Consider the following 11,065-nt stretch of genomic DNA (forward strand, 5'->3'; position numbering starts at 1 on the left):
AAAGAATCTCACCGTTAGTTCGTTATGAATTAACTGCGCTTCACTCTTCAAGACTTTAAAACGTATTTTTTTGTGATACGGTCTTGTGAGTGCCCACACAGATTGTCTGATTAATTGTTAAAGAGCGGGCCAACATAAAAATTATCATTCTCCGTCAGCCGGGCTGCGTATACTACGCTTTTCGCCCGCAGAGTCAAGCGCTTATTGCCTTTTCCCTGCCTGACCTCACCCGGTTTATCCACGTTGTGTCGGTCAGTGGTGGCGCATTATAGGGCCTTCTTCGGCGCTGGCAAGCGTTTTATTACAAAAAGAATCTATCCGGACATAAATCAAGCAAAAACAATACTAAATTGCGATTTAATACGCAAAATGATAAAAAAAGAGGCAGTTTCCCACCCCTTTATTATCTCTCGTTAAATATAAAATTATTGCTTTGCTACGATTTGGCTATTTTCCACATCCAGAGTCACAGGTTTACCTGGCAATAGTTGGCCGGAAAGTATCTTTTGAGCTAATGGATTTTCGATCTCCTGCTGGATAGCTCGCTTCAATGGCCGTGCTCCGTAAACAGGATCGAACCCAGCTTCTGCCAACATTTCTAATGCTTGCTGAGTCATCGTGACCTGATAACCACGTTCTTCCAGGCGTTTGTACAAACGTTGCAACTGGATATCTGCAATATCTGATAAATGCCGACGTCCTAATGGATGGAACACAACAGCTTCATCAATACGGTTAATAAATTCAGGTCTAAAATTATGGCTAACAATTCCCATCACCATATCTTTCATTTCACCATAACTCAGACCACCAAAGCGCTCTTGGATCATGTCCGACCCAAGATTAGACGTCATGATTACAACCGTATTGCGGAAATCGACAGTGCGGCCTTGCCCATCAGTCAATCGACCATCATCTAACACCTGCAATAAGATATTGAATACATCCGGGTGCGCTTTCTCTACTTCATCAAGCAGAATAACAGAGTAAGGTCGACGACGAACCGCTTCTGTTAGATAACCACCTTCTTCATAACCAACATACCCTGGAGGCGCTCCTACCAACCGTGATACAGCATGTTTTTCCATAAATTCAGACATATCGATACGCACCATTGCATCATCGCTGTCAAACAGGAAATTCGCTAACGCCTTGCACAACTCAGTTTTACCAACACCGGTTGGACCAAGGAACAGGAATGAACCAATCGGACGATTTGGATCAGCTAATCCAGCACGGCTACGGCGAATCGCATTAGATACTGCATTGACTGCCTCATCCTGACCAATGACACGTTTATGCAGTTCTTGCTCCATGCGCAGCAGTTTATCTTTTTCACTCTCAAGCATTCTGGCAACAGGAATGCCTGTCCAACGAGCAAGAATTTCTGCAATTTCCGCATCGGTAACTTTGTTACGAAGCAGTTTCATATGCTTACTTTCAGCGTGTGTGGCTGCGGCAAGCTGTTTTTCCAATCTAGGTATTTTTCCGTACTGAATTTCAGACATCTTCGCCAAGTCACCACTACGGCGGGCCTGCTCTAGGCTAATACGGACATGTTCCAGTTCTGCTTTTATATGCTGAGTGCCAGTAAGCTCAGCTTTTTCAGCTTTCCATTCTTCTTCCAGCTCAGAATATTCACGTTCTTTTACGATTAGCTCTTCATTAAGCATTTCAAGCCGTTTTTTACTGGCATCATCAGACTCTTTTTTCAGTGCCTGCTGTTCCAGCTTCAATTGAATGACTCGACGTTCCAGACGGTCCAACGCTTCAGGTTTTGAATCCATTTGCATACGCAGACTTGCTCCGGCTTCATCTATCAAGTCAATTGCTTTATCTGGCAACATACGATCTGAGATATAACGATGAGATAATGTTGCTGCCGCGACAATTGCAGGGTCGGTAATTTGTACATGATGATGTAACTCATAACGTTCTTTCAGACCGCGCAAAATAGCAATAGTGTCCTCTACAGAGGGTTCTGCAACATAGACTTTTTGGAAACGGCGTTCCAGCGCTGCATCTTTTTCAATGTATTGACGATATTCATCCAGTGTTGTTGCCCCAACACAGTGAAGTTCGCCACGGGCCAAGGCTGGTTTTAACATGTTGCCGGCATCCATTGCCCCATCAGCCTTACCCGCACCAACCATAGTATGCAATTCGTCAATAAACAGAATGACATTGCCTTCCTGTTTGGAAAGATCATTCAGCACACCTTTCAAACGTTCCTCGAATTCACCACGATATTTAGCCCCTGCTAATAGCGCTCCCATATCCAGAGAAAGGACGCGCTTATTTTTAAGCCCCTCAGGAACTTCACCATTAATGATTCGTTGAGCAAGCCCTTCAACAATGGCCGTTTTACCAACCCCGGGCTCGCCAATTAAGACCGGATTATTTTTGGTACGGCGTTGTAATACCTGAATAGTGCGGCGAATTTCTTCATCACGGCCAATCACCGGATCAAGTTTGCCTTGTTCAGCACGTTCAGTCAGATCAATAGTATACTTTTTCAGGGCTTGGCGTTGATCTTCCGCTCCCTGATCATAAACTTTTTCACCACCACGTATTTGTTTTATTGCCTTAGTAACTTTTTCTTTTGTTGCTCCAGCAGCTTTCAGCATGTCACTCAATGAGCCACGTTCTTCCAGTGCTGCCAGAACAAATAATTCAGAGGAAATAAAATTATCCCCCTCCTTTTGTGCTAGTTTATCACACAAGTTTAAATGACGAATTAAGTCATTAGATGGTTGTACATCACCACCAGCACCTTGTACTTGCGGCAAACGCTCTAAAACTTGCTCAAGTTGATTGCTGAAACGACCTGCATCGAGCCCAATTGACGTTAATAATGGGCGAATAGAACCACTGTCTTGTTTCAGCAGTGAGCTCATCAAATGAATTGGTTCAATAAATTGATTATCATGCCCCAGTGCAAGGGACTGGGCGTCAGCGAGAGCAAGCTGGAATTTATTAGTAAGACGATCCAGACGCATAACACCTCCAATACTGATCAGAATTTTGCTACTGGAGATTAAATGAGGCCATTCCTCAAATATTCAAGGTTTATTCTGAAAAGCAAATTGTGAGACATTATTCTATGCGCCAGTGGATCGCCCTATGGAATAGGTTATATCAGCCAGATTAAAGTTGCCATACGTCCTGTAATCCCATTACGACGATGAGAGAAAAATTTCTCTTTATTACTGACAGTACACTCAGCTCCGCCAAAAATTGCTGTTATACCAACAGATTGCAACTTTAATTTTGCCAACAAATATATATCTGCTAAATACTTCTCACCAAAAGGCACAAAAGCTTTGCTTAGATCAGAATTCTGGACCAGAAACGCGTCCATAACCTCACTACCAACTTCAAATTCTTTCGCGCTAATCGCAGGCCCTAGCCAAGCTTGAATCTGATCAGGCTTAGCTTTAAATTGAGTGATTGTATTCTCCAACACTCCGGCACACAAACCACGCCAACCGGCATGAGCTGCCGCAATCTCATTACCGTCAAAGCTACAAAACAATACAGGCAAGCAATCTGCTGTCAGTACAGCGCAAACCTGCCCAGGAATGTTAGTGTAAACCGCATCGGCTTTATTATCTTTTACTGGCTGGCCGTCGAGTCTCACAACACGAGCACCATGAACCTGTTCTAACCAAACTGGTTGCCGAGGTAATTCGGCTACTTCAGCTAATACCTGCCTATTTCTTTCAACAATATCAGGATTATCTCCAACATGCTTGCCAAGATTTAAACTATCATAAGGCGGCAAGCTGATTCCACCCAAACGGGTGGAACTACAGGTTTTTACTGTTATAGGTTGTGGCCAGTTTGGAAAAATAAGCGACGTCATCTACCAATCCATATTATCTTTGAACACTTCTGCATCTGCTTTTAATGCATTAATCAAAATGACCATATCTTCAGGTAATTTAGCATGCCATTCCATTTCGATTCCGGTAATTGGGTGATAGAGACGTAACATTGTGGCGTGCAATGCTTGACGATCAAAGTTTCGCATCACATCACGAAATTCATCGGAAGCCCCCTTTAGAGGACGAGGGCGGCCACCATACAGAGGATCTCCCACCAATGGATGACTAATATGAGCCATATGAACACGTATCTGGTGTGTTCTGCCAGTTTCCAATCTCAGACGCAAACGGGTATGTGCCCTAAAATGCTCCATCACCCGGTAACGGGTAATAGCAGGTTTCCCCATCGGATGAACTGCCATGTGCGTTCGCTTTGTCGGGTGGCGTGAAATAGGCTCTTCAACTATTCCACCAGCAGTCATACGTCCTGTCGCAACTGCTTCGTATTCACGGGTAATTTCGCGCAGTTGGAGTGACTCCACCAAACGGGTTTGAGCTGGAACAGTTTTAGCTATAACCATAAGCCCTGTCGTATCCTTATCGAGGCGATGAACAATGCCGGCCCGGGGAACATCAGCTATTTCAGGATAGCGATATAACAGAGCATTTAATACCGTACCATCTGGATTTCCTGCTCCAGGATGAACAACCAAATCACGTGGTTTGTTTATTACCAAGATATCATCGTCTTCATAGACAATATTTAACTCAATATTCTGAGGCTCCCAACGCGCATCTTCCTCGATGATGGCATCAATTGAAATTTCTTCGCCTCCCAGCACTTTTTCTTTTGGCTTATTGATTAATTTACCATTAACCTGAACTCTATCATCCAAGATCCATTCTTTTATTCGTGATCTTGAATAATCAGGGAACATTTCGGCCAAAGCCTGATCTAAACGTTGACCGAGCTGAGATTCGGCGACTGCTGCATTAAGTCGTATTTGTTGTACCATATATTGTTTCTACACTTACGTTGAGTTTTGACGGCAGAGCCGTTTAATTTAATATAGTGTGCTATTGTAACTCGATCTTTTACCGGGAGCTTCATGGATAGTCTCCCAGAAAAACACTCAGAGGATAATCAACACGTGATGATACGCATGAAATATCTGGTGGCAGCAGCCACATTGAGCCTGGTACTTTCCGGGTGCTCTGGTAATAAGAATGTTGTCCCCGACAGCCCACCTTCGGAAATTTATTCTGCGGGTCAAGAAAAGCTGCGAGACGGTAACTATAAAGCTGCTATCACTCAATTGGAAACCCTCGATAACCGCTATCCATTTGGCCCTTACTCACAACAAGTACAACTTGATCTGATTTATGCTTATTATAAATCTTCTGACTTACCAATGGCATTAGCTTCTATTGACCGCTTTATGCGCCTAAACCCAACTCATCCCAATATTGACTATGTTTTGTATATGCGCGGGTTAACCTCACAAGCGTTGGATGACAGTACACTGCAAAGTTTCTTCGGGATTGATCGCTCAGATCGTGATCCTGAGCATGCCAGAGCATCATTCAGAGATTTCAGCCAATTAGTGCGTCAATATCCTAACAGCCTGTATGCTGCCGATGCCAGAAAACGTTTAATGTTTATCAAAGAACGCCTGGCAAAATATGAATTATCTGTCGTGAAATATTATAACAAACGAGGAGCTTATGTCGCAGTGGTAAATCGAGCTGAGCAAATGCTGAATGACTACCCTGATACACAATCAACTCTCAAAGCACTGCCTTATATGGAAAGGGCCTATACACGTTTGGGCTTAACCGCACAAGCAAACAAAGTAACAAAATTAATTGCTGCTAATCCAACATAAGGAAGTAGAAAAAATAAAACAGCAACTTCGGTTGTTGTTTTATTTCTACTTGAAAATTCGAAAAAAAGACCATTTATCAATAGGATTAAAATGGCCTAACTCATCAATAATGGCCCATAAACTTTAATTTCGCAACAGATATTCTTCGTATTCTTATTATTAATCACATTTACTTCAACTACTTGTCAATTACCTGATTAAAAGTGATTTAAATCACCTTTTTTGTGAAAAAGAAATGTATGCTGAAATCATTGAAGGCGGATTATCAATGATGAGAGGTAACTATATGATAGTGAATATTACCAGCAAACAAATGGAAATTACCCCAGCAATTCGCAACCACATAGAAAACCGTCTGAACAAACTAAATAAGTGGCAAGTGAATCTGATAAACCCTCATATTATTCTATCAAAAGGACCGCAGGCTTTTATGGTTGATGCAACCATAAGTATACCAAATGGTATACTGGTTGCCGGTGCAAAACATGAAGATATGTATATTGCCATCAATGAACTGTTAGCAAAACTAGAGCGTCAGTTGAATAAAGTACAGCACAAAGGTGAAGCACGTCGTACTTATAATAGTGTTAAAGAATCAAACCTTAACCTAGCAGTACAACAATAAAATAACGATATCCTATCTTTAACGCGCCCAATTTGGACGCGTTTTTTTATTGACAGAAACAATAACATGAGGTTAATTAAAATATATTGTTTACGCAGACGGTAAGTACAATGAATACAAACCTGTTTTTCTTCTCTTTCTTTTTTCATCTTCCCTTAAGGGGGGCTTTCGTCGTTTAAGAAAGAACAAGAAGACGAACAGTTAGCCTCCCAAATCGGGGGGCTTTTTTCTGTCCATTGCAGACATATTATTATCAGAATATCAATGACCAATTAGGAACTCATTATGGATCAAAACAATTTGCTGAATATACGGAAAAAAGTCAGCGACCTTGATTTAAAATTACTGATTTTACTGGCAGAACGTCGCAAATTAGCTTCTGATATTGCACAGACTAAACTACAGTGTAATCGTCCTATCAGAGATAAGGATCGTGAACGGGAACTACTAGATGTTCTAATTACAAAAGGAAAAAATCACGGACTGGATGGCTTTTATATCACCCGCCTGTTTCAAACAATTATCGAAGATTCCGTACTTACACAACAAGCATTATTGCAGCAACACCTTAATCAAACCCCTTACGATACAGCCCGCATCGCATTCCTTGGGCCTCGTGGTTCCTATTCTCATATTGCAGCTCGCCAATATGCGGCACGCCATTTTGATCAATTAGTTGAATGCAGTTGCCACAAGTTCCAAGATATTTTCTCCTTAGTAGAAACAGGCCAAGCTGATTACGGCATATTACCGATTGAAAACACCAACTCTGGCTCTATCAATGATGTTTATGACTTGTTGCAACATACCAGCCTATCAATTGTAGGAGAAATAAAAATTCCTATTAATCATTGCCTACTGGTCGCAAACGATACGGAATTCTCACAGATAAAAACCGTTTACAGTCATCCTCAGCCATTCCAACAATGTAGCCAGTATATTAATCAATTCCCGCATTGGAAAATTGAATATTGCGAAAGCACTGCCGCAGCCATGCAAAAGGTAGCTGAAGAAAACTCACCAAATATCGCAGCCTTAGGCAGTGAAGCTGGCGGCGCACTCTATCGGTTACAAGTTCTAGCCCAAAATTTGGCAAACCACTCACACAATATTACTCGTTTTATCATCGTTGCTCGTCAGCCTATTGATGTTTCAGAGCAAGTACCAGCCAAAACGACGTTTATTATGGCAACCGGGCAACAAGCAGGTGCATTGGTGGATGCGCTTATGATTCTAAAAAAACACAATATTATCATGAGTAAACTGGAGTCCCGCCCAATTAATGGAAATCCATGGGAAGAAATGTTTTACATTGATGTTCAAGCTAATCTCCGCTCAATCAACATGCAACACGTCTTAAAAACATTGGCAGAAATTACTCACTCACTGAAGGTACTGGGTTGCTACCCAACAGAAAGTGTAGTACCTGTTAGCCCGTCCTAAATTAAGAAAAAACCGGGTACTAAAATATCCGGTTCTTTTTAATTATTGGCGATTATCATTCGCTTGCTGGAGTAATATTCTGCTCTCTTTCATAAAGCGAAATGCACAATCACCAAACCATTCACTAACACCTTTAAAACTACTGATAAAAGCTTGTTTATCCTGATTTTCTAGTATTTCAATCGCTTGCCCAAAACTTTGATGATAACGGCGTATCAAATCAATATTCTCTGGTGATGACATAATAATATCAGCATAGAGCTGAGGGTCCTGTGCAAATAATCGCCCGACCATAATGAGTTCTAACCGGTAAATTGGCGAGGATATTGATAATAACTGCTGTAAATCAGCGCCTTCCTGTGCGAGATGTTTCCCATACACAAAAGTTGTAAAGTGACGTAATGCTTGGATAAAGCTCATATTTTTATCATGCTGTTCAGGATTTATCTGATATAAACAAGCCCCCCAAACCAACAGTTGTTCCAAAAACCACTGATAAACTTCCTGTTGACGACCATCACAGTAAACGACAACTTGTTTTGCCAAACTACCTACATCAGGCCCAAACATAGGATGTAATCCCAGCACTGGACCTTTGTGCACATTAAGCATAGCCTGTAATGGCTTCTGCTTAACAGATGCCAAATCCACCAAAATGCAATGATCAGGCAATGGTGGTAAGCAGCGAATAACCTCTTCTGTTAAATGAATAGGTACACTGATAATGACCATACCGGCGCCATTAAGAATCCGCTCTGCGTCAGGCCAATCCTGTGGCTCCAAATTTCTGACCTCATAACCAGATAAAGTTAACAGGCGACCAAATAGTTTTCCCATCTTACCTAAGCCACCAATAATGACTATCGGCCCCAGCTGAGGGCAAAGAGTCTTAAACCCTTTATTATTTTCACTAGTATAAGACTCCCGCATAATGCGACGCAGGATATCCTCAATTAAATCCGGTGGAACACCAAAATTTTCAGCCTCTTGACGACGCGAAGTAAACATCGACATTTCTCTATCAGGTGCATAAATTGGCAGTCCATTCCGGCTTTTTACTTCACCAACCTCTGCAACTAATTCCAAGCGCTTTGCCAACAAAGCCAGCAAAGCCTTATCCACTTCATCAATCTGATCCCGCAATTGAGATAATTCAACGACCATATTTGTTACCCTGCTTTTTTCATTGCCACAATTCTTTGCGACAATTTCGAGCTGATTTGCTGATGCAATTTTCTCAGAACCTCTTCTGTAGTTTGCCAATTAATACAAGCGTCGGTTACTGATACGCCATATTTCATTTCACTACGAAGTTGTTCAGAAGATTGATTACCCTCATTAATATGGCTCTCCAACATAATGCCCGTAATTGATTGATTACCCAAGACGATCTGTTCTGCTACAGAATCCAAAACTAAGCTTTGACGACGAAAATCTTTATTAGAGTTACCGTGGCTACAATCAATCATCAAGGATGGCAATAATCCAGACTGCATCATTTGCTGTTCACATTCCATTACATGTTCAGCACTGTAATTAGGTGTCTTGCCACCACGTAATATGACATGTCCATTCGGGTTACCGCGCGTTTGTAACAAACATACCTGCCCAGACTGGTTTATTCCCATAAAACGGTGTGGCATAGCAGCTGCACGCATCGCATTAATCGCGGTGCTCAAGCTACCATCGGTTCCATTCTTAAAACCTATAGGCATAGATAGTCCAGAAGCCATTTCTCGATGCGTTTGAGATTCAGTTGTTCTTGCTCCAATTGCCGCCCAACTGAACAAATCCCCCAAATATTGTGGAATATTCGGATCTAAAGCTTCTGTTGCAAGAGGTAATCCCATTTTAACCAAGCTGAGTAGTAAACGGCGGGCAATATGCAGACCAGCTTCAACATTAAATGAACCATCCATAAACGGATCATTAATAAGACCTTTCCAACCCACTGTTGTACGAGGTTTTTCAAAATAGACACGCATCACTATATACAGATTATCGTTTAATTCAGAAGAAAGTGCTTTCAAACGATGGGCATAATCCAAAGCTGCATCCACATCATGGATAGAACAGGGACCACATACCACTAACAAACGAGGATCGCGTCCATGAATAATATCAGCAACAATTCTACGTGCACTTGTAATAGCATGCAGATCATCATCATTCAACGGATACTGTTGTTTTAGTTTTTCGGGGGTTATGAGAATTTGCTCATCTTTGATATGAACATTATTTAGCGCATCTTTTTGCATGATCATTTCAGCTACCTCCTCCAATTGACATTCTGTATTAATTTATTTTTATCTATCTGACCGATAACATATCACACAAAGTAAAGAATACAATCCAAATATGTAAATAAAACCCAAATAACGTAAACAATAGTTTACAAAAATGAGATTTTTGCCTAAAAAATAAATATACAACCAATATTTATTAACAATATGAAATTATTTCAATAAAAATAATTATTATTTTCAAATAAGAATATATTTTTCTAAAATAAACTAATCTCAAGATAAAAGTAGTAATATTTCGTCGTTATTCTTATATACCTGTTATCTTTCAAGTTGCCTCTTTGTTGGCTGTACTCACTCACCCCAGTCACATAGTTATCTATGCTTCTGGGGATTCGCTCCCTTGCCATCGCGATGCATCTTGAAATCTATTGGGTATATACTCAAGACACTTCAAAGTGCATGTTTGAAAAACGATTATGCTATTGAATTTAAATGTTTTTATGTCTGACGGCTCAAGAATCTTGAAGTTCATTCGGTATATATTTAAAATCATCAAGAGAAAATCAGATATTTACCAACTTTTATTGAAAAAAACAAACAATATTAACATTGCAATTAATAATCAAAATAAATAATCTAAATTTATTGATATAAAGTTATAAAATCATATTAATAAAATATCAAATTTATACCCTATTGGATTTTTCACTGAATCATTAATAAAGTAAAATATAATGATATTACGATTAACAACAATGGATATTTTTATATGATCCAACATTATTAATGTAGGAAATTGGTTTCACCAGATCTTGTATGCAGGTTATATACCCGTAATCATTGAAGATGCTTGATTTTATCCGAAATGGAGATCATTATCCTCGCTATGAAAATATTTATTACATCAGAACAAAAAATCAAACTTGAGCGTCTTCACGACACCACTCGCGATGGTCGAGTACGAGACAGAATAAAAGCTATCCTTCTGGCTTCTGAAGGGTGGAGTTCTGTGATGATCGCCCAGGCATTGCGACTCCA

At 40.5% G+C, this 11,065-nt stretch carries 9 protein-coding genes, 1 pseudogene and 1 other annotated feature; of the genes and pseudogenes, 4 read left to right on the forward strand and 6 right to left on the reverse strand.

Annotated features, from left to right (window positions below; genetic code table 11):
- Positions 1 to 110: 110 nt before the first annotated feature.
- The 4 genes from BO26_RS24950 to rluD all read right to left on the reverse strand — a co-directional run bounded on the left by BO26_RS24950 (position 111) and on the right by rluD (position 4,843).
- Entirely contained in the window at positions 111 to 242 is a 132-nt protein-coding gene (locus BO26_RS24950; protein WP_477707004.1) for a hypothetical protein, read from the reverse strand.
- A 183-nt stretch (positions 243 to 425) separates the two neighbouring features.
- Positions 426 to 2,999, reverse strand: a complete 2,574-nt coding sequence (gene clpB / locus BO26_RS17445; protein ID WP_036773697.1) for an ATP-dependent chaperone ClpB — start codon at positions 2,997 to 2,999, stop codon at positions 426 to 428.
- Between the two features lie 134 nt (positions 3,000 to 3,133).
- Entirely contained in the window at positions 3,134 to 3,865 is a 732-nt protein-coding gene (gene yfiH, locus BO26_RS17450) for a purine nucleoside phosphorylase YfiH (RefSeq protein WP_036773699.1), read from the reverse strand.
- Positions 3,866 to 4,843 carry a 23S rRNA pseudouridine(1911/1915/1917) synthase RluD gene (rluD, locus tag BO26_RS17455; protein WP_036773702.1) on the reverse strand — a complete coding sequence of 326 codons (978 nt, stop codon included), beginning with the start codon at positions 4,841 to 4,843 and terminating at the stop codon, positions 3,866 to 3,868. It abuts the gene before it with no gap.
- 138 nt (positions 4,844 to 4,981) lie between these two features.
- On the opposite strand from rluD, the gene bamD reads away from it, so the two are divergent.
- The 3 genes from bamD to pheA all read left to right on the forward strand — a co-directional run bounded on the left by bamD (position 4,982) and on the right by pheA (position 7,781).
- Positions 4,982 to 5,713 carry an outer membrane protein assembly factor BamD gene (gene bamD / locus BO26_RS17460; RefSeq protein WP_036773710.1) on the forward strand — a complete coding sequence of 244 codons (732 nt, stop codon included), beginning with the start codon at positions 4,982 to 4,984 and terminating at the stop codon, positions 5,711 to 5,713.
- Positions 5,714 to 5,999: 286 nt separating this feature from the next.
- Complete coding sequence (raiA, locus tag BO26_RS17465; RefSeq protein ID WP_036773713.1) at positions 6,000 to 6,338, forward strand: ribosome-associated translation inhibitor RaiA; 339 nt, start codon at positions 6,000 to 6,002, stop codon at positions 6,336 to 6,338.
- A gap of 109 nt (positions 6,339 to 6,447) precedes the next feature.
- Positions 6,448 to 6,569, forward strand: a sequence feature (Phe leader region).
- A 54-nt stretch (positions 6,570 to 6,623) separates the two neighbouring features.
- On the forward strand, positions 6,624 to 7,781 hold the full coding sequence (gene pheA, locus BO26_RS17470; RefSeq protein WP_036773705.1) for a bifunctional chorismate mutase/prephenate dehydratase: 1,158 nt from the start codon (positions 6,624 to 6,626) through the stop codon (positions 7,779 to 7,781).
- Positions 7,782 to 7,823: 42 nt separating this feature from the next.
- Here the strand turns inward: pheA and tyrA are convergent, their stop codons facing one another.
- On the reverse strand, positions 7,824 to 8,945 hold the full coding sequence (tyrA, locus tag BO26_RS17475; protein ID WP_036773707.1) for a bifunctional chorismate mutase/prephenate dehydrogenase: 1,122 nt from the start codon (positions 8,943 to 8,945) through the stop codon (positions 7,824 to 7,826).
- Between the two features lie 5 nt (positions 8,946 to 8,950).
- Positions 8,951 to 10,045, reverse strand: coding sequence for a 3-deoxy-7-phosphoheptulonate synthase (locus BO26_RS17480; protein WP_036773709.1), 1,095 nt, complete (start codon positions 10,043 to 10,045; stop codon positions 8,951 to 8,953).
- 868 nt (positions 10,046 to 10,913) lie between these two features.
- Between BO26_RS17480 and BO26_RS23250 the strand changes: the two are divergent.
- A pseudogene (locus BO26_RS23250) lies at positions 10,914 to 11,065 on the forward strand (IS630 family transposase); the annotation flags it as partial.

The organism is Photorhabdus australis DSM 17609 (assembly GCF_000711895.1).
In the GTDB taxonomy this organism is placed as follows: Bacteria; Pseudomonadota; Gammaproteobacteria; order Enterobacterales; family Enterobacteriaceae; genus Photorhabdus; species Photorhabdus australis.

Excerpts from the sequence above, each read along its gene's own strand:
- clpB (WP_036773697.1), bottom strand. The coding sequence starts at position 2,999 with ATGCGTCTGGATCGTCTTACTAATAAATTCCAGCTTGCTCTCGCTGAC.
- yfiH (WP_036773699.1), bottom strand. The coding sequence starts at position 3,865 with ATGACGTCGCTTATTTTTCCAAACTGGCCACAACCTATAACAGTAAAA.
- rluD (WP_036773702.1), bottom strand. The coding sequence starts at position 4,843 with ATGGTACAACAAATACGACTTAATGCAGCAGTCGCCGAATCTCAGCTC.
- bamD (WP_036773710.1), top strand. The coding sequence starts at position 4,982 with ATGATACGCATGAAATATCTGGTGGCAGCAGCCACATTGAGCCTGGTA.
- raiA (WP_036773713.1), top strand. The coding sequence starts at position 6,000 with ATGATAGTGAATATTACCAGCAAACAAATGGAAATTACCCCAGCAATT.
- pheA (WP_036773705.1), top strand. The coding sequence starts at position 6,624 with ATGGATCAAAACAATTTGCTGAATATACGGAAAAAAGTCAGCGACCTT.
- tyrA (WP_036773707.1), bottom strand. The coding sequence starts at position 8,945 with ATGGTCGTTGAATTATCTCAATTGCGGGATCAGATTGATGAAGTGGAT.
- BO26_RS17480 (WP_036773709.1), bottom strand. The coding sequence starts at position 10,045 with ATGATCATGCAAAAAGATGCGCTAAATAATGTTCATATCAAAGATGAG.